This is a genomic window from Kitasatospora sp. NBC_00374, assembly GCF_041434935.1.
Classification (GTDB): domain Bacteria; phylum Actinomycetota; class Actinomycetes; order Streptomycetales; family Streptomycetaceae; genus Kitasatospora.
In genome coordinates this window covers 1,542,674-1,565,133 of the sequence record NZ_CP107964.1, presented here as the reverse complement: position 1 = coordinate 1,565,133, position 22,460 = coordinate 1,542,674, and the positions used below count along the sequence as shown (strand labels likewise).

Here is a 22,460-nt window from a genome sequence, read left to right as displayed (position 1 = left end):
GGCCACCGGTGGTGACCGCGGGTGCCATCGCCAGGCCGCCTTGCTGTCAGGCCCCGTCCAGCGTCTCCACCAGTGCCGTCAGGAACTCCTTCGGCCGCTCCAACTGCACGCTGTGCCCTGCTCCTTCGATCGCGACCTCGCGCACCCGCCCGCCCGCGGCGGCGTAGCGGTCGAGTACGGCCGAGGAGTCGAAGCACACCTGCTCGAACTCCTCGGCATCGACGAAACCCGCCCCCGCTGGCGGGAACCTCAAAACCCCAAGTGCGAAGTGCGGGGCTAGTCCGCGGGGAGGGCGCCGGCACCGTCGGCCGCGACCGGTACCCTGCCGTTCGCCGCAGCACGTGCCGCGCCCGTCCCGCTCAGGAGCACCCCGATGCCCCGTACCACCCCGCCGCGCCCGGTCGACGTGGAGGCGCTGTTCCCCGAGGTCGCGGCCCACCGCAGGGACGCCGTCCGGCTCACCTGCACCCACTGCCCGGACCGGCCGTACGCCTACCGCTCCGACTGCTCGTAGCGGGCGGGGCCTTCAGCCTCCGGCGTTCGCCGCGCCGTGCACCCGGCGGTGACTCCAGGCGAGCAGAGCCAGCAGGACGATGCCGGAGAGGATCAGGCTGGAGCCGGTGCTCCAGCCGGAGAACGGCAGCTGCGGGAGCAGGCCCCACGCCACCCCGGCGCCGATCAGGCCGAGGCCGGCCAGCACAGAGCCGAGGATCCGCCACCGCGAGGCGACACTGGCCTCGGCGCCCTGCATCGCCCGCGACCGCACCGGCTCGACGTAGCGGGCCAGGGCCGGCACCGCGCGGGAGAGCAGGATCAGGCCCGCGAGGACCAGCAGCAGCCCGGGCCCGGGCAGTACCAGCAGGACCACACCCACCAGGACCAGGACGCTCCCGCCGACGGCGAGGGCCACCCGCGCGACCGGGTGGTCCACTTTCGCCGGCGCCTCGGCCTGCGGCTGCTGTTGCTCGCCCATCCGCCCACCATAGTGCGGGCCGCGGCCGGGACGGCGGCGTCGACCGGTCAGGCCCGCGCGGCGGTCCGCCGGTGGCGCAGCAGGACGACCTGGGAGTCGAACGTCCGCGACTCGACGAGCTGCAGACCGGTCCGGTGGCGCTGCTCCCGGAAGACCGGCTTGCCGCCGCCGAGCAGCACGGGGTGGACGAAGACCCGGTACTCGTCGATCACACCGTGCTCGGTGAGGTGGGCGGCCAGTGCGGACCCGCCGAACAGCAGCAGCGTCGTGCCGGAGTCCTTGAGCGCGGTCAGCTCCTCGACGACGTTCTCGCCGATCACCCGGGTGTTCCAGTCCGCCTTCTCCAGCGTGCGGGAGACCACCACCTTGGGCGCCGCCCGCCAGACCGGGGCGAAGGCCAGGTCGTGCGCGTGGTCGGAGTGCTGCTCGGCCTTCGGCCAGTAGCCCGACATCATGTCCCACACCACCCGGCCGTAGAGGAACACCTTGTCGCCGCCGGTCAGCTCCAGTGAGTACGCCGACAGCTCCGGCCCCATCAGCGGCCAGTCGAACTCGCCGTCCGGGCCCTCGATGAAACCGTCGAGGGACTGGTGCACGAAGTGGATGAGCTCGCCCATGGGGGGCCTCCCGTTCTCTGCGGATCTCCGGCGCGCCCTCCGGGGGCACTGTCACATGGTGGTCGAAGCCGCCGCCGGTTCTCGGCCTCCGGCGCTCGACATCCGGTGAGGGCGCTCGCCCGGTTGGTTCAGCCGATGAGACAGGGGGGCCGGCGGCGGCTGCAATGGCAACGGGTGCGGCCGCACGGTACGGCCCGGTGCCGGACGCCACCCCGGCAGGCCAGAACATCGAGCGAGAGGAACACCGACATGACCACGAACGCCACCGAGGACGCCGCCCGCCGCGTGAGCGACCGGTACAGCTTCGGACAGCGCTTCGCCGTCGAGGACATCAGCCCCGGACGGCTGCGCTACCACCTGTTGCGGCTCACCAGCGTCGGCCTCCGGCACGAGGACCTGCCGGACCTGATCGAACTGGGCCGGCTCGCCCTGCTGGACGCCAACGTCGAGGAGCAGTGCGCCCGGGTCCTGAAACGGCCCGACGCCAGTGAGCTCGCGGTCGCGATCGCGAGCATCGTCAGGGAGCCGGCGGGACCGGCCTCGCCGGGCGCCGTGATGGTGGGCGCCGTGCTCGGTGCCTACGCGTCGATGAGCGACGTCCCGGGCGAGTCCCGGTCGGCGGTGGCCCTCCACGGAGCGATCGGCGGAGCCATCGCGGTCTCGACCGCCCTGCTCGTCCTCGAACAGCTCGGCCGGGAGGCCCGGGCGGACTACTCGAAGGAACAGGACTGACCGCCCCGCGCCGGGCCGGCCGCCCACCGCCGAACGGGTTCACACGGCCGCCCGGGCGCGGCAACCTCTCCTGGCGTTGCCCGGACACTATTTTGCTGATCATGTTCGTACTTGAGCTGACCTACATCGCCCCCGTCGAGCGGATCGAGGCGGCCCAGCCGGAGCACGCCTCCTGGATGGACGCGCACTACGCGTCCGGCGTCTTCCTCGCCTCCGGCCGGAAGGTCCCCCTGGACGGAGCGGTCATCCTGGCCGTCGGGGACGACCGCGCGGCGATCGAGGAGATCACCCGCTCGGATCCGTTCAGCGTCGCCGGGGTGGCCGAGTACACGGTCACCGAGTTCGTCGCGACCAAGACCGCCGCGGCCCTGGAGCACTACCGGCAGCCGGCCGAGTAGCCCGCCCGGCCAAGGGGAGCCCGGCCGGCCGGGCAGCGGGACCGGGCGGGCAGCGGGATCAGGGGCGGCGGGGCACCAGCGCGTGCATCGAGTCGTTCCCCGCCTGCACGACGCCGTAGCTGGACTCGGGGACCTCGTTCCATGCGTCCGGCAGGTCGCCGATCGGTTCGGAGACGATCACGCGGGTCTCGTCGGACGCCCGCCGCAGTGCGACGTTCTCCGGGTGCAGGGCGCGCAGGGCGTGCACGCTGCCGCTGAAGAACAGTGAACGCGAGTGGTGTTCGGTGGAGTAGCGGAACGCCCAGAGCCGCTCGCCGTCGGAGATCCCGAGCGTCATCTGGACGGAGTCGGGTACGCCGTGGCGGTCCGCGGTGGCCTCGACCAGTCCGATCATGCGCTCGACCGCGCCCGGTGCGTCCTCCCGCAGGCCGAGGGTGAGCGCGAGGTAGAACATCAGCTCCGAGTCGGTGGAGCCCTCGATGGACGGGTAGAGGGAGGGATCGACCGCGAGTGTCAGGTCGCGCTTGAGCTGGGTGAAACCGTGGATCGTGCCGTTGTGCATCCACAGCCAGTGCCCGTGCCGGAACGGATGGCAGTTGGTCTGCTGCACGGCCGTGCCGGTCGAGGCGCGGATGTGGGCGAAGAACAGCGGCGAGCGCACACAGTGCGCCAGCTCGTGCAGGTTGCGGTCGCTCCACGCCGGGCCGGTCGCGCGGAAGACCGCGGGCTCCACCGTGCCCTCCGGGCCGCTGCGGTCCTCCGGGTACCAGCCGACGCCGAACCCGTCGCCGTTGGTCGTCTCCACGCCCATCCGCGCGTGCAGGCTCTGGTCGATCAGGGAGTGGGCGGGCTTGTAGAGCAGCTCCTCCAACATGATCGAGGATCCCGAGTAGGCCAGCCATCGGCACATGCGTCTCACCGTCCTCGCGAGCGGGCGCCCGGCGTCCAGGATCTGTCGAACCGCTCCTCTCCACCGTAGGCCGGGGTGCGCCGTCGGACCCGTTCGAGCGAGCGTCCCGTTCGAGCGCCGCACCTGCGGGCCCGCGCCGGAGCACAGGGCGGCCACGCCGGAGCGCGCGCGGATTGTCGCGCTCCCGGCCCGGGGTGAGCCGCGCCCGGCATCCGTTCACCCGGCGATCGGGGGGTTGAGACGGCTCGATCCTGGAGGACCTGCGGGCCAACGCCCGACTGGTGCAGCGGACGCTGACCGACGCCCGCCAGGGACCGCTGTTCAGGGCGGTGATCGCCGCCGCGGGCTGCGACCCCGACACCGCCGAGGCCCTGCACCGCTTCTACCTGGCCCGGATCACCGAGTGGGCGCCGTGCGTGACCCAGGCCGTCCGGCGTGGCGAACTGCCCGAGGGCACCGACCCGCACGAGGTGATCCGCGCGGTCTCCGCACCCCTCTACTACCGTCTGCTCGCCAGCGGCGACCCGCTGGACGAGGCCGCCGCCGACCGCGCCGCCCTGGCCGCCGTCGCCGCGGGCCGCGCCGGCGCGTACCTGGGCGAGGACGCCTGACGGTCCGTCCGCGCCGGGCCGGTCGGCCGAGGGCGAGGAGCGCGGCGCGGGCCCGCACCGCCTGGAGGGCGGTGGCCGGGACACGCATCCGAGGCCGATGCCCCGTGCGGGTGACGCCACGCCACGGGCCGGAGTGGTGGCGCGTCGACGGCCGCCGTGGCCGTCAGGGTTGGTTACCCGTCGGGCTCTGTGGCCCTCACCTTCTCCTTCAAGCTTCCACCCGGACCACTCGGAGGCTCTGCGTGGCGGTCCCGCGAACTCCTGTCCCGCCTTCTCCTGATCCGGTCGGGCGACCGGACGGCGGCCGCGGCGGACGGCCCGGTGGTCGGCCGACTGCGCCGACTCGCCCCCTGCACCGGCCTGTCGGCCGCGCTGCCCATCCTGGCGGTGGGGGTGGGACCGGCCGTCCGCAGCCTGCCGCTCACCCTGTGAACCCCCGTCCCGCGCCCTACCGGAGGCCGACCACCGTGACTATCCGTGCCGCCCGCCGAGCCCCGCTCCTGCTCTGTCTCGCCCTCGCGGCCGTGTCGTTGCTGGCGGCGTGCGGAGGCGGGCGGCACGGCAGTTTCGACGCCCAGCCGGGCAGCCCGTCCTCCAGCTGCCTTCAGCACCAGAAGCGTGCACCGGGGGTGGAGTACACGGGCGGCCAGTCCTCGGATCCGACGGCGGTGCTGGAGATGATGCGGTTCTACACCGCCAACGGCACCAGGACGTTCTGCGACGGCAAGCCGCCCACGGACATCGACCGCCGCTGGGCGGAGCTGTACGTCGCGCTCGGTGGGGGAGCGGACCACGTGGGCGCGGAGTGACGGTCCGTCGCCTGCGGTGGGGCCGTGGTCAGTGGTCGGCCGTCAGTGGTCGGCGCCGAGGTCGCGGTGGTACCGGACACCTGGCCGTCCGACCAGGGTGATGTCCTCCACGGCGGTGAAGCCGTTCCGTCCGAGCACGGCCATGGACGCCGGGTTGTCGCGGGTGGTGACCGCCCGGAGGGAGCGGAGCCGGTAGGCCGCGGCCGCGAGCCGGCACACCTCGCCGACGGCGGCCGTCGCGACGCCCCGGCCGGCGGCCCGCTTGCCGATCCGGTAGCCGAGTTCGGCGGCGCCCTCGTCGACGTCCACCAGGTTGACCCGGCCGATCAGCACTCCCTCGTCGTCGACCACGAGGTGGAAGTGGTGCAGTCCGGCGTCCTGTTCGGCGAGCAGCTCGTGGTGGCGGTCGGCGAAGTCGGCGAAGTACGCGTCGCCGCGATCGGTCACGGACCGCGCGAAGTACGCCCGGTTCTCCTGCTCGAACGCCAGCAGGGCGGCCGCGTGGCCGGCTCGGAGTCGCTCCAACGTCACCATGGTCGGGAGCATACAGACCGATGATCGCGCCCGGCCGGTGGATTTCGGCCCCGGGTCAGCGGTCGCCCGGTGTGCCCAACTCGTGGCGTCTGGCCCAGTACCCGGCCGAGATCCGGGCCAGCAGCCGGGCGGCCGGGTCGTCCACCGCGTGCCCGGTGGCCAGCGGACCGGAGTAGCAGACCACGATGCCGTAGGGCGGTGCGTCCGGCGGGTACACGATTCCGCCGCTGTGTCGCACGCCGGGGAGCCACCCGTTCTTGAACGCGATCCTCGTCCCGGGCGGCAGGCCGGCGGCGAGGTCCACCCGGTGCGCGTTCGCGGCGAGCAGGTCGAGCAGTTCCTGAGGGAGTCGGCGCAGCAGCCGGGCCAGGTCGGCGGCCGTCACCAGGTTGACCACCCCGGCCGCCCGGGCGCGGAGATCGTCGATGCCGCGGCCCGTGACGCTGTGCCGCGCCCTCGCCAGCTGCCAGACCTCCGCGACCGCCGCCGGCCCGACGTGGGAGAGGCACAGGTTGGTGGCGAGGTTCGAGGAGTGGACGATCATGCGGCCGGCCAGCCACCGGAGCGTCCGCTCCGAGCCCAGCGCCTGCCAGGGCTCGGGATCGCTGTCCTCCTCCCGGGAGACACCGAAGCGGGGGCCGTACGAGGCGGAGACGAACGAGTTGTGCACCGGCACGGGTGCGTCGAGGTCCAGGCCGCTCCGGTGGAGCGCGGCCAGGACGGCGACCTTCATCGTGCTCGCCGCAAGGTGCGGCGCGTTGGGACGGAGGGTCCGCACCGGGCCACCGGCCAGCGGGCCGACGTGCACGGACAGCGTGCTGCGGCCCGCGGAGGCGGGGCTGAGCCCGTCCTGGGCGGCCGCCATCTCGTTCGGCACCGCAGCGCCCCCGTTCCTTGATCGTGGCAGATGCCCAGTCAGCCACCGCCCAGGGCGCGGCAGCAGGGCGCATGTGCGGCGCATGGCAGCATCATCGGGCCATCGGCGCGCGAACGGCGGACTCCGCGCCGGTGAACACTGCCGCACGCCCCAGGTTCGCGGTTCCGGGTGTGCCGACCCCGTCCCGCGCCGCCCTCCGCGGCCGGGGCCGTCGCGCACCGTGCACGTATGAATGGATTCATACCTATTGCCATCGTGTGAGAATATGTGCATATTGGCGGGGCACGCGCGGCTGTGCACCGTGTGGCGCCAGGCGCCCGGCCTACGCCGATCCGACGAGAAGGTGGCGATAATGCCCCTGTCCACCCGAACGACAGCCTGGACCTCGATCTACCGAGGCCCCGACTGGCCCGGCCAGATCAGCCCGTTCGGCACCCCGGGCTGGGAGCGCAGCGCCGCGCGCTGGCTGCGTGACCTCCTCCCGGCCCGCTACTCGTCGTACGGGACGATGACGGGCCAGTACACCGTCCTCGCCCGGCACGTCCAGCTCCAGCTCCAGCACGAGCAGCGAGCCCTGCGGGTGGGACTGCACACCGCCCGCGTCGACCTCCGCGCGATGGGGATGTCCGACCAGGTCATCGAGCAGACCATCCGCCTGTACGCCACCGAGCTCGGCGTCCTGCACGACACCGCCCGCAGCGTCCGGCTGGTCACCCGCGCCCTGATGAACGGCTCGGGCCTGCCCCGCACCACCTGGTAGCGGGACCCGGCCCGCTGCGCCGACCGGTGTGCCCCGAACCCCGGTCCCCCCGGGGGCGGTGCGCGGCCCCCGCCCGAGCCCGGCCCGCATACCCTCATACGCAGCGGCCCGCGAGGGGGCCCGACGGAGAGGTGGATCGTGGAGAACTGGCGGCGGACAGCTACCTCGCCGAGCCGGGCGCGTCAGGCGCAGCCCGCCGTGGAAGCGGCGCCGACCGCCCGCCTCCTCGCGATCTTCGACGGGCACAGACTGTCGCCCGCCCAGCGGCGCATCGCCCAGTACCTGCTCGACCACATCACCGAGGCCGCGTTCCTGTCGATCACCGACCTCGCGGAACGCGTCGGGGTGAGCCAGCCGTCGGTGACGCGGTTCGCCTCGGCCCTCGGGTTCAGCGGCTTTCCCGCGTTGCGGGAGGCCCTTCACCCGATCGCCCTGAGCGCGGTCGCCGCCACCCCGGACAGCCCGGAGGAGATCCGCCGCAACGAGCTGCAGGCCGCCGTCGACGCGGAGATCGCCAACCTGGAGGGCCTGCGCCAGCTCCTCGGCGACCCGGCCCCCGTGATCGAGGTCGGCCAGAACCTGGCCCACTCGGTGCCCATGGCGGTGCTGGGCGTGCGGATCTCCGTCTCGATCGCCGAGTACTTCGCCTACGCCGCCAAGCGCATCCACCCCGACGTGCGGCTGATCACCAGCGGCGGCAGCGTCGCCTACGACGCGCTGCTCCAGGTCAAGGAGGCCGGCGGGACCTGGGCGCTGGCCTTCGCGATGCCCCGCTACTCGAACGAGACCCTCTCCGCGCTCCGGGCGGCCAAGGAGACCGGCCTGAAGGTCGCCCTGATCACCGACCTCCCGCTCGGCCCGCTCGCCCACACCGCCGACATCGTCCTCAGCGCCGGGACCGGCTCCCGCCTGGTCTTCGACTCCTACGCCGCGCCGATCGTGCTGACCGCGACCATCCTGCAGTCCATGGCCGACGCCCTGCCCGAGCGCACCCAGGCACGACTGGAGGCGTACGAGCAGGTGGCCGACCGGCACGTCTTCTTCCTCCCGGACGAGTGACCGGCCCGTCCCCCGGCGTCCCCCGGCCCGTTCCGACGACTCACCGCGCCGACGCGTGGCCGGGCACGGCCGGCGTGGTGAGGTTCGGCGTGGTGAGGTTCACGTTCTACGGGCAGGGCTGGTCCGTCGAAACGCCAGCCAGGCGTAACGAGAAGCCCCCGGAGTAATCCGGGGGCCCGGCCGCCTCGGGCTAGCCGCCCTCGGGGTCGGCTTCCAGCAGGCGGTCCAGCAGGCCGCCGAGCGTGGCGCGTTGCTCGGGGCTGAGAGGTGCGAAGGACTCGGCGAGGACGCGTTCCATGATCTCGTCGCCCGCGTGCCGGACCTGGCGGCCGCGGTCGGTGAGCCGGTGCCGCACCGCCCGGCCGGGTCCGGGGACGCGTTCGATCAGGCCGCGGTCGACCATGCGCGCGGCGAGGGTGCCGAAGGCCTGGTCGGTCTGGAAGGTCAGCTGGGCGAGGTCGTGCAGGGATGCGTCGGGGCGTTGGTCGAGGTGCCGCAGGGCGTCCCACTGGACCAGGCTGACGCCGAGTTCGCGCAGGCCGGCGTTGAGGGCGTTGTGGTGGCGGTTCTGCAGCCGCTTCACGGCCCGGCCGAGTTCCTGGAGTGACGTGCTCACCCTGCGATGGTAGCCCTCAGCTCTAAGGTTGTTTATATCAACATGCTTATATAAGGTTGTTGATATGACATCGACACCGCCCGCCGCGGCGCACACCACGGTCGAACACCTCCGCCACCACGGCTCTTCGGACTCGGGAACGGTGGCCACCACCGTCACCCAGCAGGGCGCGGGCCGGGTGTACCTGCTCCTGCACGGCGGCGCCGGGCCGCAGTCCGTCGCCCCCTTCGCCGACCTGCTGGCCGCCGACGGCACCGCCCGGGTGATCACGCCGACGCACCCCGGCTTCGCCGGCACACCGCGACCGGACCGGCTCGACACCGTCGCCGGCCTCGCCTCGCTCTACCGCGACCTGCTCGACCGGCTCGACGTCGACCGGGTCACCGTCGTCGGCAACTCCATCGGGGGCTGGATCGCCGCCGAACTCGCCCTGCTGCACAGCCCGCGCGTCAGCGCCACCGTCCTGGTCAACGCCGTCGGCATCGCCGTCGCGGACGCGCCCGTCACCGACGTCTCGGGCCTCTCGCCGGTCGAGCTGTCCAGGCTGAGCTACCACGACCCGAGCCTGTTCCGCTTCGACCCGGCCGCGCTCACCGAACCGCAACGAGCCGTCCTGGCCGCCAACCGGCAGGCCCTGGGCGTCTACGGCGGGCCGTCCATGACCGACCCGACCCTGCGTGAGCGCCTCGCCGGCGTCACCGCGCCCACCCTCGTGCTGTGGGGCGAGAGCGACGGGATCGTCGGTCCCGCGTACGGCCGCGCCTTCGCCCGGGCCGTGCCCGGCGCCGAGTTCGTGCTGCTGCCCGGCACCGGCCACGTCCCCCAGCTCGAAACCCCGCACCAACTGCTCACCCACGTAAGGCGGTTCGCCGAGACGGCCGGCGGCTGACCGCCATCCGTCCCCGAGTCGGTGCGCGGGTGCGTCCGGAAGCCTGCGATCATCGAGGTCATGGTGGAACGAGTGATCGCAGCATGTGACGGAGCGGCCAAGGGCAACCCGGGCCCGGCGGCCTGGGCCTTCGTGGTCGGGGACGGCGACGGGGTGCCGCAGCGCTGGCAGGCCGGCCCGCTCGGGCACAGTACGAACAACGTCGGTGAGCTGACCGCCCTGGAGCAGCTGCTGGCGGCGACCGACCGGGCCGTCCCGCTGGAGGTGCGCCTCGACAGCACCTACACCCGCGACGCCGTCACCACCTGGCTGGCCGGCTGGAAGCGCAACGGCTGGAAGACGGCCGGGGGCAAGCCGGTGGCCAACCGCGAGCTGATCCAGCGCATCGACGCCCTCCTGGAGGACCGCGACGTCACCTTCGTGTACGTGCCCGCGCACCAGGTGGACGGCGACCCGCTGAACGCGATCGCCGACAAGGCCGCGAGCGACGCCGCGCGTACCCAGCAGGCCGCCGGCGGCACCGCGGCCGACCTTCCGGTGCCGGACCCGGTGAGCGCCACCGCGGCCCGGAGCACCCGGAGCACCCGGAAGCCCGCAGCTTCGGCTTCGGCCTCGACCTCGGCCGCCCGGCCGGGCGGCCGCCGGCCGACCCTGTCGGCCCGGTTCCCCGGCACCTGTCCGTGCTCACGTCCGTACGGCAAGGGCGACAAGATCACCAAGGTGGGGGAGGCCTGGGGGCACCCGGAGTGCGCGGCGGCCGCGAGCTGACCTGACGGTCCCGGGCCGAGGCCGAGGCCGCCGGGAGCCCGGACAGGAGTGTCCGGGCTCCCGGGGAGGTCATCGGTCGGTCGCAGGTCAGGACACCGCCGTCCAGGACTGGCCCGGCGCGGCTCCGTCCGCGGTGTTGGTCACCGCCCTGGACCCGGCGGCCGGGCCGGCGGTGTCGAGCACCAGGCCGGTGGCGACGTTGGTGATGATCAGGGCGCCGGTCGCGGTGTTCTGGACGACCCGCCACTCCTGCCAGGGGTTGCCGGGCGAGTAGTCGAGCAGGTAGGCGCTGTTGCCCGGCGAGGTGCCGGCGGCGAGCACGGTGTGCACGTGGGTGCCGGTGGCGCAGTTGTCGCTGATCCGGACGGTGCCGTCCGGGTTGGTGGTGAAGGTCCACATCTCGGAGGTGTGGGTCGGCCACCAGGTGTTGACGTCCGCGCTGGAGCCCACCGGGGAGCTGCAGGTGCCCTCGACCTCCAGGACCTGGCCACCGGTGCCGCCGGCGGCCAGGGCGTGGTAGCGGCCGTCGTCGACGACCGCCGCCGGGACGGTGGCCGGCAGCGGCGACAGCCGGTACAGGGCGACGCCGTGCGGGGGCAGGCTCGCGCTGATGGCACCGCCCGCGGCGGCGGTGACGTTGGTCCGTGCGCCCGTCCACAGCTCCTTGGCGGAGTAGCCGGGGCCGCTCGCGCCGATCGCCGACAGGCTGGTGGTGACCGTCCGGGCGGCGCCCCCGTCCTGGTTGACCAGCAGGACGGCGGTGTCGCCGCCCGCGAGCCGGCGCTTGAGGACGATCGGGTCGGTGGCGCTGTTCGGCGGGTTGCCGACCAGGGTGGCCGGCTGGGCGAGCGGGTCCTGGTCGACCGCGATGACCTCGCGGTTCTTGTACACCGCCAGGCTCGACTCGGAGATGCCGGTCGACCAGGTGTAGCCGTCCCGGTGCTGCACCGTCTGCGCGGCGGTGCGCAGGTCGGCGCCGGAGATGAGCGGCGAGGCCATCATCGACAGCACCGACATCTCGGTGCGGGACTCGTCGTCGGTGAAGGGCTTGTGGCAGACGCAGGTGTCGGCGGGCGTGCCCCACAGCGCGTAGGCGTACTTCCAGCCCGTGAACATCATGTCCATGTCGTTCCAGCTGCCCTGGCGCACGTTGCCCGGGTACGCCAGCGCCGTCCGCAGCTGGCCGTTGTACAGGACGCCGTCGATCTCGCTGTCGCGGTCGCCGCCGATCCGGCACAGGTTCGCGACCTGGCCGCACCACACGCCGGTGGGGGCGTACCCCGGCGCCTGGAAGGCGGGGGTGCCGGCGGCGCGGATCACCGGGTCGGTGCGGGCCGGGTCGTCGGCGGCCAGCAGGTACGGCACCCCGGAGTGGACGGGCTGGGCGGAGACGCTCAGGGCCACCCGGGGCCGGCCCTGGGCGGCCGACGCGGCGTCGAGTGCCCGCTGGAAGGTCTGCACCCGCGCGTACATCGACCGGGTGAGCTCCTTGCCCTCGCCCTGGGTGTAGTAGTTGTGCCCGTCCGGGCCGACGATCTGGGGGCCGTAGGGGCAGTCGTCGTACTTGACGTAGTCGACGCCCCAGGCGACGAAGTCGGCGGCGTCGGTGCTCTCGTGGCCGAGGCTGCCGGGGTGGCCCTGGCAGGTGGTGTAGGTGTCGGTGCTGTAGAGCCCGAACTTCATGCCCTTCGCGTGGGCGTACCGGGCCAGGTACTCGATGCCGTTCACGGTCCGCCCGTCGACCGTCTGGGACGGGAAGTTGCGCGGGTCCGGGATCAGGTGGCCGGTGGTCGGGTCGAGGCCGGCGCCGTCGGTGCCGCTGACCGGATTGCCGCTCGCGTCGTAGAGCTGCATCGAGCCGTCCGGGTGCCGGACCAGGTCGGTGGTCTGGCCGGTGCGGTGCATCAGGGACCAGCCGTCGTCGATGGTGACGGTGTCGTAGCCGGCTGCGACGAGGCCGTTGGCGGCCATGAAGTCGATGGTCTGCACGACCTGTTGCTGGTTGACCTGGGTGCCCAGGCTGTTCCAGGAGTTCCAGCCCATCGGGGGTGTGAGGGCGGTTCCGTTGCCGAGCGCGGCGGCCGGGGCGGCCGTGGCGAGGACGGCCGCACCGGTCGTGACGGCGATCCCGGAGGCGGCGAGCGCCAGCGTCAGCAGGGCGCTCGGCAGGCGGTGGATTCTTCGGGGTGAGGCGGGCATGGAAGCGACTCCGAAGGGGGCGTGGGGGTGAGGCAGAAGATCGAACAGAAATCAACAGGGGTCGGCGGGGTGGCCGGCGATCGGGGACAGGCCGGTGGACCCCAGCGGTGGTTGCCCTGGCGGATGCTTGCGGGGTTGAGTGTAATTGCACATGCGACATTGCAGTAGAGTCGCGACGCAAGGTTCTGTTGGATGTTGCCTGATTGTGTTTGCTTGGCCGGAGGTCTCGGCTATCCGGCCGGCCGCCCGGCGGCGGGGCCGTCGACGGCCGCGCGGGCCGTGACCAGCCCGGACTCGTAGGCGGCGATCACCGCCTGGGCGCGGTCCCGGACGTCGAGCTTGCCGAAGATGCTGGTGATGTAGTTCTTGACCGTCGACCGGCTGATGTCCAGCGCCCGCGCGATCTCCTCGTTGTCGAGACCGGTGGCCATCAGGCGCCACACCGCGACCTCGCGGGGCGTCAGCTCGCCCGGATCGACGGCGGGCGGCCGCGCAGCGCGGGGCGCCCGTACGTAGGTGGAGATCAGCCGGGTCAGCAGGCGCGGCGCGACGACCGCCTCACCGGCGTGGACGGTGCGGATCGCCGCACCCAGTTCCTCCGGGGAGCTGTCCTTGGGCAGGAACCCGTACGCGCCGGCGCGCAGCGCGGCGACCACGTACTCGTCCATGTCGAAGGTGCTGAGGGCGAGCACCCGGGACTCGGGCACGGCGCCCGCGAGCTCCTCGGTCGCGGCGACCCCGTCCAGGACGGGCATCCGGATGTCCATCACCACCACGTCGGGGCGCAGCCGGCGGGCCAGGTCGACGGCCCGGGCCCCGTTCTCGGCCTCGCCCACCACCTCGAAGGACGGGTCCGGGCCGAGGATCAGGGCCAGGCCGCGCCGGACCAGCGGCTGGTCGTCGGCGATCAGCACACCGATCCGCCGAGGGCTCGCGGTCATCGACGCGCCTCCGCCCGCTCGGCGGCCACCCCGGCCGGGCGTCGACTTCGTCCTCCCGCTGGTGCTGTTCCTGTTCGTGGTGGCACTCGGCACCGACTACAACATCCTGATCGGCGACCGCATCCGCGAGGAGATGGAACGTCCCGGGTCGGCCCGCGCCGCGGTGGCCCGCGCGGTACGGCACACGGCGCCGGCCATCGCGACGGCCGGCCTGGTGCTGGCCGGCTCCTTCGCCAGCCTCGCCGCGACCCCGGGCAGCGAGCAGGTCGCCTTCGCGATGGCGCTGGGCATCGTGCTCTCCGCGTTCGTCCTGTCGATGGTGCTGGTCCCCGCGCTGGCCGCGCTGCTGGGCCGGAGCATCTGGTGGCCGGTCCGCCCCGGCCGCGCCGCGGACCACCAGCCGCACCACCGGCACCCGCACCACCACCAGCCGGCCGCCCCGGCCCCGGAGCCGGACCGGATCACGGCCCGCTGAGCGCGGCCGGGGCCGGCGGGACGGCGTCGGTCCGGGAGCCCGCCCGGTCGAGCGTCAGGGTGAACCAGACGGTCTTCCCGGCGCCGGTCGGGCGGGCGCCCCAGCTGCAGGCGAGTGCCTCCACCAGGGACAGGCCCCGGCCGTCCTCGCTGGTGCAGTCGGCGAGGCGGGGGGCCGGCAGGGTGGGGCTGGTGTCCGAGACCTCCACCGTCAGTTCCGCCGCGGTGCGGTGCAGCCGCAGCCCGATCGGCCCCCGGGCGTGCCTGACCGCGTTGGCGATCAGCTCGGAGCTGAGCAGGCCGGCGGTGTCCTCGGCCCCGGCGCAGTCCCACTCGCGGAGGGTGGCTCGCAGGAAGCGGCGGCCCGAGGCCGCCGAGGCGGGGAGCGCGGGCAGTTCGGTGGTGGCGGTCGCCAGCGGCGGGGCGGGAAGGTGGGCGAGCAGCAGCGTCACGTCGTCCGGGTACCGGTCCGTCCGGGGCAGCATCGCCCGGAGCACCCGGTCGGCGACCTCCTCCAGATTGGGCGTCCCGCCGAATGCGCACTCCAACTCGTCTGCCAGCTCGCAGAGTTGTACCCCGAGGTCGCTGTACGGCGTCTCCACCAGGCCGTCCGTGTACAGCACCAGGGTGGAGCCCGGCGGGACGGGGAGCGTCGTCTGCCGGTGCGGTATGTCGCCCACCCCGAGCGGGACGCTGACCGGCGCGAGGAGTTCGCACACCGTCTTGTCGGGGGAGACCAGCAGGGCCGGCAGGTGGCCGGCCGAACAGATCGCCACCTCGCCGGCGTCCGGGTCGACCACCAGGTAGCAGCAGGTGACCAGTTGGTCCGGCAGGTCGGCGACCACCGCGTCCAGCGCCTGCATCAGCTGACACGGCGGCATGCCCGTCTTGGCCAGTGCGTGCGCGGCCGAGCGCAGCTGTCCCATCACGGCGGCGGCCTCCAGCCCCCGGCCCATGACGTCCCCGATGATGATCCCGATCCGGCCTCCGCCGAGCGGCACCAGGTCGAACCAGTCGCCGCCGACGCCCGCCCCCTCGGTGGAGGCCAGGTACCGGCTCGCGGTCCGCATCCCGGGGATGTCGGGCGGCGAGCCCATCAGGCTGCGCTGCAGGGTGAGCGCGATGTGCCGCTGCTGCTCGTACAGCCGGGTGAGCTCCAGCTCGGCGCGCTTGCGGTCCGCCACGTCGCGGACGATCGCGGAGGCGCCGCAGATCGCCCCGTACTGGTCCCGGGTCGGCCAGAGAGTGACGTCGACGTCGAGCAGCCGGCCGGTGGCGGAGACCCGGAGCGACTCGTGGTTCTCCACCCGCTCGCCGCGCGCGAGCCGTGCCAGCAGTGCGGTGACCTCGTCCTTGAGGTCCGGCGGGGCGAGCGTCCCGATGTGGCGGCCGACGGCCACCTCCGGGCTGTAGCCGTACAGGCGGTGGGCGGCGGCGTTCCAGTAGGTGATCCGGCCGTCCAGGGTGTGGGTGATGATCGCGTCCTGCGAGGACTCCACCAGCGCCGCCAGTTCGCTGATCCTGGCCTCGGCCGCCTTGCGGTCGCTGACGTCCCGGATGGCGGCCGAGACCAGCAGCCCTTCGGCGGTCTCCAGCGGGCTCAGGCTGATCTCGACCGGGAACTCGGTGCCGTTCCGGCGCAGCCCGTACAGGTCCAGGCCGGAGCCCATCGGGCGGGTGCGCCGGGTGACGGTGTAGCCGCTGCGGTGCTGCGGGTGGTGGGCGCGGAAGCGGTCGGGCAGCAGGACCTCCACGGGCCGGCCGAGCAACTCGTCCCGGCGGTACCCGAACAGGGCCTCGGTCTGGGCGTTGACCAGCCTGATCACCCCCCGGTCGTCCACGATGACCATCGCGTCCGGGGCGGACTCCAGGAGGCCCCGGAAACGCTCCTCGGCGGCGCGCAGTTCGTCCATGTCCCGGTCGGAGGCGCGCTGCCGGGGCATCGCCGTCGGGCTTGCGGCCGGGTCTCGGTCCGACGGTCCGTCAACCGGTTTGCTGCGAGTGGTGACCATGGGAGGACGCTAGTGCGGTGGCGCGGTACGGCGGATCGGTGTGCGGAAGCTGCGGCAGGATGACCCGGTTCGGCCGGTCGATGCTCCATTCCGATCGGTCGGTTGCGCCTGACGCTCCTTCCGCCGGTGGTGTCCCTGCCAGGGATCCCCGCTGTCCCCGGGCGGGTTGCACCGTCCGGCTCTCCCGGCCGGGCGGCGGGTGCGCCGGTCGCCTACGGTTCGTGTGAGGAGGTGGCGCCGTGTCTCCTCCCCTGCCGAGCGGGAGAGATCCCCATGATCGAGCGATTCGCCCGGACGGCCTACCCGACGACCACCACGGCCCCGACCGACGCCGTCCTCGGGCCGCCCGCCGCCGGTCCGGCGCCGGACCTGCCGCCACCGCGTTGAACGGGGCGGGGGGCCCGTACCCGGGGCGAACCCCGCCCGGTGAACGTCGCTACCGGCTGCGGCTTCAGTGAGGTGCGATCCATGACCGTAGAACAGACCGGCCCGTCGCCCGCCGTCGGAGCGCGCCGGGCACGCGAGCTCGAAACCCTGCTGATCGCGGGCAGCCCGGTCGAGAGCTGCTCCGAGCGCTACCGCCGCGGGGTGCTCGACGCCCTGGGCTGGGCCCATGGGGGTCTGGCCGCGGCCCCGATCACGGTGACCGCCCTGCCCGGCGCGGTCGGCCCGAGCCGCGAAGGGGTGCTGGCCGAGTGCCAGGCCGCCTGGGAGGAACTCCTCGGCTCCACCAGGCGTACGGTCGCCCTGGACTATGCGCGAGGTGTCCACGAGGCGCTCACCCGGGTCTGCGCGGACGCCGCTCCGCCGCACTGAGGCTGCTGGAGTGTGAACTGCGGCTGGATGCAGAGGTGTTCGCCGATCTGCCGCTGACCGGCCTGTGCCTGTTCGACCGCCGGGTCTGCGCCGGGGGCGGCGCGGCGCTGCACCTCGACCTGTCCGCGACCGAGTCCCTCGACACCGCGACGAGTGCGGGGCTCTGGGGTGGCGGCATGCCCGGGGCGGGTCGCGGCTGCGCCGTCCGGACGGCGCCCGGGATCCCCGGGCGCGGCCGTGGACCGGGTGGCGGCGTGCGGATGCGCCGGGCCCGGGTGGGGGCGACGGTGAGGGCATGAGCATTCTCGTTGTGCTGGAGCTGGATGTACCGACGAACGTACGGATCCTGGGGCCCGGCCTCCGGCCCGCGGACCCGCAGGGGCCGGTCCGGCGGGCGCACGCCGCCCGCGCGCACCCGGACGCGTCAGGCGCCTGCGGCCCGCTGACCCTGTGCGGCCTGGAGACCGGCGACATGACGCTCGGTCCCCACCGGACCGCCGACCTCGACCAGCCGTGGTGGCCCTCGCGTTGGCACGCGTGCAGCGTCTGCGAGACCGCCCGGCAGGGCATCGGGCCGACCGGGGCCGCGGGCACCGGCGTCCCGGACGGCCCGGAGCCCCCGGAGCCGGACGCGCCTGCCCCGGGTACGTCGTCAGGCTGAGCCCTCCGCTCCGGGCGGGGCGGTGGCCGGTGCAGTACCGGCGCGGTGCGCCCGTCGCCCCGCTACCGGGCCGGGATGATGCCTGTCAGCCACTTGAAGGCCGGGGCGACCAGCGGCTTCCAGGTCGATGTCAGGTGCGGGCCGGTGGTCTCGACCGGAGTGACGGTGGTCGGGCTCTTCGCCGCCTGCTGGAGGGCCGTCGCGTCCTCGAACCCGTCGCCCTTCCTGCCGCTCTCGAAGAGTGCGACGTTCGGCGGGGTGGGGGCGTGGGAGAGGACGTAGAGCGGGTTGGAGGTCTCGCGCAGCTTGCTGTCCTTGGCGGTCAGTGAAGCCGGCTCGCCCGCGGGGTCGTTGTAGCCGGACATGCTGATCGCGGCCCGGTAGCGGTTCGGGTGGGCGAGGGCGAGGCGGGTCGCGCAGTGGGCGCCGGCCGAGTAGCCGGCCAGCGCCCAGCGCTCCGGGGTGGTGTCCACCCGGAAGTTGTCCACGATCATCTGCGGGACGTCACGCGACAGCCAGGTCTCGGCGTTGACCTTGCCCGGGATGTCGGCGCAGCCGGTGTCGGTCTTGCCGAGGAGGGTGACCCGGGGCGAGACCAGGAGGAAGGGCGCCACCTGGCCGGACTTCATCAGCGGTTCGAGCTGGTTGGTCACGTCCATCGTGCCGAACCAGGTGCTGGACGCGCCGGGGTAGCCGGCGAGCAGCTCGACGACCGGGAAGGTCCGGTCCTTGTACGCGGGGTCGTCGTACTGCGGCGGCGTCCAGACCAGGACCTCGCCGTCGACACCGGAGAGCCGGCCCTTGAGGTCGGTCTGCTTCACGCTCCTGGGCACGGCGTCGGAGTCCGAGGGGTGGAACGACTGGGCCACCTTGGGGGCCGGGGCGCCGGAGGCGGCGGCCTGGTCGCCGGCGAGGCCGTTGTCCTTGGGGGGCACGGGCACGGCCCGGACGTGGTCGGAGGTGCCGAGCAGGTCGCCCCAGCTGTCGTAGATCAGGTTCTCGTTGTTGACCAGGACGAAGACCAGGGCCACCGCGGTGCACTGACAGAACAGGATGCTGGAGAGGTAGGAGAGCGTCCGCCGTGGCCGGCGCCGCTGCTCCACGGCCGGGACCCGTCCGGAGAACAGCCTTCTGCCTCTCCACTGCGCCATCGCCAGTGCGACGGAGGCCACGAACAGGACGATCGTGAGGATGAGGAAGGGAGTGCCGGTCAGATTCATCGCGTTGTGGTACCCAGCTCCTGTGCCGCCCGGGCCGTGCGCCCGGCGACAGGAGTGACGGCAGGGAACAGCCGTTCGGTTGCCCACTCCTGAGGGAAAGCTGGGAGATTTCTGTGATCCTCGCCGACCCGCCGTTGCCGCTGCCCGGCCGCCCGGGCCGGTGCCGGCGAGGAGGCGTTCGCGGCCGCGCTTGGCCCGTCCGGGTGACGCCGGTTTGCGCGTACACGGACGGCTCCGCGACGATCACTGTCCGTGAAGATCGCTACCGCCGGAGCCGTCCGCTGGCTCGTCGAACTCGAACCGGTCGCCGATGAGCTGATGAACCGCCATCTCGCCACGGCGCGCGAGTGGTTCCCGCACCAGTACGTGCCGTGGAGCCTTGGCCGGGACTACGACGGCCCGCTCGGCGGAGAGCCCTGGACGCCCGAGCAGTCCGCCCTGAGCCCGGCGGTACGCTCGGCGCTGGTGGTCAATCTCCTCACCGAGGACAACCTGCCGGGCTACCACTGGACGCTCGGGGCACAGACCTCCCGGGACGGCGTCTGGGGTGCCTGGCTGCACCACTGGACCGCCGAGGAGGACCGGCACGCCTCGTCCATCCGGGCCTACCTGCACGCGGCCCGCGCCGTCGACCCGATCGCCCTGGAACGAGCCCGGACGGCGCAGCTGGCCTCGGGTGCCGTCCCGGAACCCGTCGGTGTGCTCGGCGTGGTCGCCTACGCGACCGTCCAGGAGCTCGCGACCCGGGTGAGCCACCGCAACACCGGCCGGCTCAGCGGCGAGCCGGTCTGCGAGGGGCTGCTCGCCCGGATCGCCCAGGACGAGAACCTCCACATGGTCTTCTACCGCGAACTCCTGCGTGCCGCACTGGAGATCTCCCCCGACCGGGTGCTCACCGTGCTCGACGCGACCGTGCGGGACTTCGCCATGCCCGGCCAGGGCATGCCCGGCTTCGCCCGGATGGCCGCGGAGGTCGCGGTCGCGGGCGTCTACGACCCGCGGATCCATCACGACGACGTCCTGCTGCCGCTGCTGCGCTCGCTGGGGATCTTCGAACTGGGCGGCCTCCGGTCGGCGGGCGAGCAGGCCCGGCAACGGCTCGCCGATCATCTTGCCCGCCTGGACACCCGGGCCGCGCGGTTCGTCGAACGCCGCGCCCAGGCCCTCGCCGTCCGCGCCCGCCGTGGCCACACCGTGCACACGGGCGCCCCCCGAACTGGAGAGGCATGACCATCACCACCACCGGCACCAGCGCCGCCGACATCGAGTTCCACTACGACCTCGGCAACGAGTTCTACGCGCTGTGGCTCGACCCGACACTGACCTACTCGGCGGCGCTCTGGGACGGCATCCCACCCGACGAGCCCGACGCCACCGCCCTGCCCCGCGCGCAACGGGCCAAGCTCGACCTCCACCTGGACCTGGCCGGCGCGGCCGCAGGCACCGGTCCGCGCCTGCTGGACGTCGGCTGCGGCTGGGGCGGGATGCTCGCGCACGCGGTCGTCGAGCGGCGGGTGGCCGAGGCCACCGGGCTCACGCTCTCCCGCGCCCAGCACGCGTACGTCGGGGCGCTCGGACTGCCCGGTGTCGAGGTCAGACTGGAGAGCTGGGACAGCCACCGCCCCGAGCGGCCGTACGACGCAATCGTCTCGGTCGGCGCGTTCGAGCACTTCGCCACCGCCGCCATGGACCACGCCGAGCGCCTGGCCGCCTACCGGACCTACTTCGAACGCTGTCACGGCTGGCTGCGCCCCGGCGGCCGGATGTCGCTGCAGACCATCGCGTACGACGGGGTGGCCGGCGGCGACGGGCCGGTGGGTTCTTTCGTCGCCGCCAGCGTCTTCCCCGGTGCGGCGCTGCCCCGGCTGAGCGAGATCGCCGCCGCCTGCGACCCGTACTTCTCGGTCACGCTCGTCCGGGCCTCGGCCGAGGACTACGCCCGGACCCTCAAGGCCTGGTCCGCCCGGCTGCTCCGGGCCCGCGAGGAGGCCGAGCGCCTGGTCGGCCCGGCGGGATACCGGCGGTACCGGCTCTACCTTCGGGCCTGCGAGGTGACGTTCCTGCGCGGCGCCGCCACGCTCTACCGGATCGGCTTCCGGCGGCGCGACGAACCCCTGCGGCTGCCCTGCGGGGCCGGGACGTCCGCCGCCGGGCGGGCCCGGTGAGCAGGCGGCGGGCGTGGGGCGCGGTGGCCGTGGTCTGCGCCGCCCTGTTCCTGCTCGGGCTCGACTTCACGGTGCTGAACGTGGCGATCCCGGGACTGCGGGCCGACCTCGGCCCCACCATGGCCGAGACCCAGTGGATCGTGGACGGCTACGCGCTCGCGCTCGGCGGCTGCGTGCTGGCCGCCGGCGCCCTCGGCGACCGGTACGGCCGGCGGCTGGCGTTCACCGTCGGGCTCGTGCTGTGCGCGCTCGCCTCGCTGGCGGGCGCGGTCGGCACCAGTGCCGCCCAGCTGGTCGCCGCCCGCTGCGGCATGGGGCTCGGAGCGGCGCTGTTCATGCCCGCCACGCTCTCCACCATCGTGCACGTGCTGCCCGACCCGGCGGACCGGCGGCGGGCGATCGGAGTCTGGGCGGCGGTGGCCGGGGTCGGCGCGCTGTTCGGGCCGGTCGTCGGCGGCTGGCTGGTGGGGCACTACGGCTGGCAGGCGGCGTTCTGGCTGAACGTGCCGGTGGTGGCGCTCCTCCTGACGGCGGTGCCCGTGCTGCCCGAGTCGCGCGACTCCCGGGCGCGGCCGCCGGACCCTGCGGGTGCGCTGCTCTCCTGCGCAGGTCTGCTGGCGCTGGTGTGGGGAGTGATCGAGGCGCCCGGGTACGGCTGGACCAGCGCCGAGGTGCTCGCCGCGTTCGCCGGGGCGCTGCTGCTGCTCACGGCGTTCGCGTGGTGGCAGCTGCGCTGTCCGGCGCCGATGGTCCCGGTCCGGCTGCTGGGCGGTGGCCCGGTCTGGCCGGCGACACTCTGCCTGGCGCTGATGTCCTTCGCCATGTTCGGCGCGATGTTCCTGCTGACGCTCTATCTCCAGCAGGTGCGGGGCCTGTCGGCGCAGCAGGCGGGCGTGCGGATGATCCCGCTCTCGCTGGGGCTCGCGGTCGGTGCGGTGATCGGTCCGATGGTGGCGCGGCGGCTCGGTGCGCGCGTCCCGGCGGCCGGCGGCCTGCTGCTGATCGTCGCGGGCTTCGCTCAACTGGGCGGTCTGGCGGCCGAGTCCGGGGACGGGCCGGTGATGGTCTTCGAAGGGGTCAGCGGTCTCGGCGCCGGACTGCTCGCGCCGGTCGCCACCGAACTGGTGATGAGCGCGGTGCCCACCGCCATGGCCGGGGTCGGCTCGGCGCTCAACGACGCGACCAGGCAGGTCGGTTCGACGCTGGGTGTGGCCGTGCTGGGCTCCGTCCTGGCCACGGCGGTGAGCGGGGCGCCGGCCGGGGATGTCGGCGCTTTCACCGACGGGCTCGGCGCCGCCTCCCGGGTGGGCGGGACCGTCGCGCTGGCCGCGGCCGTCCTCGCCTGGTACCGGCTGCCCGGGCGCCGCCCGGGCCCCGTCCCCGTGCTCGTCCCCGAACCCGACTGAGCCGCCCTGCCGC

General features: G+C 73.6%; 26 protein-coding genes and 1 pseudogene. 16 read left to right on the top strand and 11 right to left on the bottom strand.

Annotated features, from left to right (window positions below; all coding sequences use genetic code 11):
* Positions 1–46: 46 nt before the first annotated feature.
* Positions 47–253, bottom strand: coding sequence for an alpha/beta fold hydrolase (locus OG871_RS07120; protein WP_371495109.1), 207 nt, complete (start codon positions 251–253; stop codon positions 47–49).
* A gap of 120 nt (positions 254–373) precedes the next feature.
* On the opposite strand from OG871_RS07120, the gene OG871_RS07115 reads away from it, so the two are divergent.
* Entirely contained in the window at positions 374–514 is a 141-nt protein-coding gene (locus OG871_RS07115; RefSeq protein WP_371495107.1) for a hypothetical protein, read from the top strand.
* Positions 515–526: 12 nt separating this feature from the next.
* On the opposite strand, the gene OG871_RS07110 is transcribed toward OG871_RS07115, so the two are convergent.
* Both OG871_RS07110 and OG871_RS07105 read right to left on the bottom strand, forming a co-directional pair.
* Positions 527–973 carry a PGPGW domain-containing protein gene (locus OG871_RS07110; protein WP_371495105.1) on the bottom strand — a complete coding sequence of 149 codons (447 nt, stop codon included), beginning with the start codon at positions 971–973 and terminating at the stop codon, positions 527–529.
* A gap of 47 nt (positions 974–1,020) precedes the next feature.
* Positions 1,021–1,590: a dihydrofolate reductase family protein gene (locus tag OG871_RS07105; RefSeq protein WP_371495103.1), complete on the bottom strand. Its 570-nt coding sequence runs from the start codon at positions 1,588–1,590 to the stop codon at positions 1,021–1,023.
* 249 nt (positions 1,591–1,839) lie between these two features.
* On the opposite strand from OG871_RS07105, the gene OG871_RS07100 reads away from it, so the two are divergent.
* Both OG871_RS07100 and OG871_RS07095 read left to right on the top strand, forming a co-directional pair.
* A complete protein-coding gene (locus OG871_RS07100; RefSeq protein WP_371495101.1) occupies positions 1,840–2,322 on the top strand; it encodes a hypothetical protein in 483 nt (160 codons plus the stop codon).
* 101 nt (positions 2,323–2,423) lie between these two features.
* Positions 2,424–2,720, top strand: a complete 297-nt coding sequence (locus tag OG871_RS07095; protein ID WP_371495099.1) for a YciI family protein — start codon at positions 2,424–2,426, stop codon at positions 2,718–2,720.
* Positions 2,721–2,778: 58 nt separating this feature from the next.
* On the opposite strand, the gene OG871_RS07090 is transcribed toward OG871_RS07095, so the two are convergent.
* Entirely contained in the window at positions 2,779–3,630 is an 852-nt protein-coding gene (locus OG871_RS07090) for a class II glutamine amidotransferase (RefSeq protein WP_371495097.1), read from the bottom strand.
* A gap of 242 nt (positions 3,631–3,872) precedes the next feature.
* Here OG871_RS07090 and OG871_RS07085 point away from each other — a divergent pair.
* Together OG871_RS07085 and OG871_RS07080 are read left to right on the top strand one after the other, a co-directional pair.
* Positions 3,873–4,241, top strand: a pseudogene (locus OG871_RS07085) (TetR-like C-terminal domain-containing protein); the annotation flags it as partial.
* 467 nt (positions 4,242–4,708) lie between these two features.
* Positions 4,709–5,050, top strand: a complete 342-nt coding sequence (locus OG871_RS07080; protein WP_371495095.1) for a hypothetical protein — start codon at positions 4,709–4,711, stop codon at positions 5,048–5,050.
* A 42-nt stretch (positions 5,051–5,092) separates the two neighbouring features.
* Here OG871_RS07080 and OG871_RS07075 read toward each other — a convergent pair whose 3' ends face one another.
* Together OG871_RS07075 and OG871_RS07070 are read right to left on the bottom strand one after the other, a co-directional pair.
* Positions 5,093–5,584: a GNAT family N-acetyltransferase gene (locus OG871_RS07075; RefSeq protein ID WP_371495093.1), complete on the bottom strand. Its 492-nt coding sequence runs from the start codon at positions 5,582–5,584 to the stop codon at positions 5,093–5,095.
* Between the two features lie 55 nt (positions 5,585–5,639).
* Positions 5,640–6,461: a serine hydrolase gene (locus OG871_RS07070; protein ID WP_371495091.1), complete on the bottom strand. Its 822-nt coding sequence runs from the start codon at positions 6,459–6,461 to the stop codon at positions 5,640–5,642.
* A 352-nt stretch (positions 6,462–6,813) separates the two neighbouring features.
* Here OG871_RS07070 and OG871_RS07065 point away from each other — a divergent pair, with 352 nt between their 5' ends.
* Both OG871_RS07065 and OG871_RS07060 read left to right on the top strand, forming a co-directional pair.
* Complete coding sequence (locus OG871_RS07065) at positions 6,814–7,221, top strand: hypothetical protein (protein ID WP_371495089.1); 408 nt, start codon at positions 6,814–6,816, stop codon at positions 7,219–7,221.
* Between the two features lie 135 nt (positions 7,222–7,356).
* Positions 7,357–8,280, top strand: coding sequence for a MurR/RpiR family transcriptional regulator (locus OG871_RS07060; RefSeq protein WP_371503234.1), 924 nt, complete (start codon positions 7,357–7,359; stop codon positions 8,278–8,280).
* Between the two features lie 190 nt (positions 8,281–8,470).
* On the opposite strand, the gene OG871_RS07055 is transcribed toward OG871_RS07060, so the two are convergent.
* Positions 8,471–8,896 (bottom strand): MarR family winged helix-turn-helix transcriptional regulator, encoded by a 426-nt coding sequence (locus OG871_RS07055; protein WP_371495087.1) that lies wholly within the window; start codon positions 8,894–8,896, stop codon positions 8,471–8,473.
* Positions 8,897–8,960: 64 nt separating this feature from the next.
* Here OG871_RS07055 and OG871_RS07050 point away from each other — a divergent pair, with 64 nt between their 5' ends.
* Together OG871_RS07050 and OG871_RS07045 are read left to right on the top strand one after the other, a co-directional pair.
* Entirely contained in the window at positions 8,961–9,785 is an 825-nt protein-coding gene (locus tag OG871_RS07050; protein ID WP_371495085.1) for an alpha/beta fold hydrolase, read from the top strand.
* 60 nt (positions 9,786–9,845) lie between these two features.
* Complete coding sequence (locus tag OG871_RS07045; RefSeq protein WP_371495083.1) at positions 9,846–10,553, top strand: ribonuclease H; 708 nt, start codon at positions 9,846–9,848, stop codon at positions 10,551–10,553.
* 87 nt (positions 10,554–10,640) lie between these two features.
* Here OG871_RS07045 and OG871_RS07040 read toward each other — a convergent pair whose 3' ends face one another.
* A complete protein-coding gene (locus OG871_RS07040; protein ID WP_371495081.1) occupies positions 10,641–12,752 on the bottom strand; it encodes an alpha-galactosidase in 2,112 nt (703 codons plus the stop codon).
* A gap of 230 nt (positions 12,753–12,982) precedes the next feature.
* Complete coding sequence (locus OG871_RS07035) at positions 12,983–13,693, bottom strand: response regulator (RefSeq protein WP_371495079.1); 711 nt, start codon at positions 13,691–13,693, stop codon at positions 12,983–12,985.
* Between the two features lie 61 nt (positions 13,694–13,754).
* Between OG871_RS07035 and OG871_RS07030 the strand changes: the two genes are divergently transcribed.
* Positions 13,755–14,168 (top strand): MMPL family transporter, encoded by a 414-nt coding sequence (locus OG871_RS07030; protein ID WP_371495078.1) that lies wholly within the window; start codon positions 13,755–13,757, stop codon positions 14,166–14,168.
* Here the strand turns inward: OG871_RS07030 and OG871_RS07025 are convergent.
* Positions 14,155–16,110 (bottom strand): PAS domain S-box protein, encoded by a 1,956-nt coding sequence (locus OG871_RS07025; protein ID WP_371495076.1) that lies wholly within the window; start codon positions 16,108–16,110, stop codon positions 14,155–14,157. The two genes, OG871_RS07030 and OG871_RS07025, sit on opposite strands and share 14 nt — an antisense overlap.
* Positions 16,111–16,647: 537 nt before the next feature.
* Here OG871_RS07025 and OG871_RS07020 point away from each other — a divergent pair.
* The 3 genes from OG871_RS07020 to OG871_RS07010 are packed head-to-tail and all read left to right on the top strand — an operon-like array spanning position 16,648 to position 17,656.
* Positions 16,648–16,995, top strand: coding sequence for a hypothetical protein (locus OG871_RS07020; RefSeq protein WP_371495074.1), 348 nt, complete (start codon positions 16,648–16,650; stop codon positions 16,993–16,995).
* A 35-nt stretch (positions 16,996–17,030) separates the two neighbouring features.
* A complete protein-coding gene (locus tag OG871_RS07015; RefSeq protein ID WP_371495072.1) occupies positions 17,031–17,294 on the top strand; it encodes a hypothetical protein in 264 nt (87 codons plus the stop codon).
* Positions 17,291–17,656 (top strand): hypothetical protein, encoded by a 366-nt coding sequence (locus OG871_RS07010; protein WP_371495071.1) that lies wholly within the window; start codon positions 17,291–17,293, stop codon positions 17,654–17,656. Before OG871_RS07015 ends, OG871_RS07010 begins: the two co-directional genes overlap by 4 nt.
* A gap of 62 nt (positions 17,657–17,718) precedes the next feature.
* Here OG871_RS07010 and OG871_RS07005 read toward each other — a convergent pair whose 3' ends face one another.
* On the bottom strand, positions 17,719–18,876 hold the full coding sequence (locus OG871_RS07005) for an alpha/beta hydrolase (protein WP_371495069.1): 1,158 nt from the start codon (positions 18,874–18,876) through the stop codon (positions 17,719–17,721).
* 252 nt (positions 18,877–19,128) lie between these two features.
* Here OG871_RS07005 and OG871_RS07000 point away from each other — a divergent pair, with 252 nt between their 5' ends.
* From OG871_RS07000 to OG871_RS06990, 3 genes are read left to right on the top strand one after another with little or no spacing between them, the layout of a single operon-like run.
* Positions 19,129–20,106, top strand: coding sequence for an acyl-ACP desaturase (locus OG871_RS07000; RefSeq protein WP_371495067.1), 978 nt, complete (start codon positions 19,129–19,131; stop codon positions 20,104–20,106).
* On the top strand, positions 20,103–21,041 hold the full coding sequence (locus tag OG871_RS06995) for a class I SAM-dependent methyltransferase (protein WP_371495064.1): 939 nt from the start codon (positions 20,103–20,105) through the stop codon (positions 21,039–21,041). The genes OG871_RS07000 and OG871_RS06995 overlap by 4 nt, the downstream gene beginning before the upstream one ends.
* Positions 21,038–22,447 (top strand): MFS transporter, encoded by a 1,410-nt coding sequence (locus OG871_RS06990; protein WP_371495063.1) that lies wholly within the window; start codon positions 21,038–21,040, stop codon positions 22,445–22,447. Before OG871_RS06995 ends, OG871_RS06990 begins: the two co-directional genes overlap by 4 nt.
* Positions 22,448–22,460: the final 13 nt, after the last annotated feature.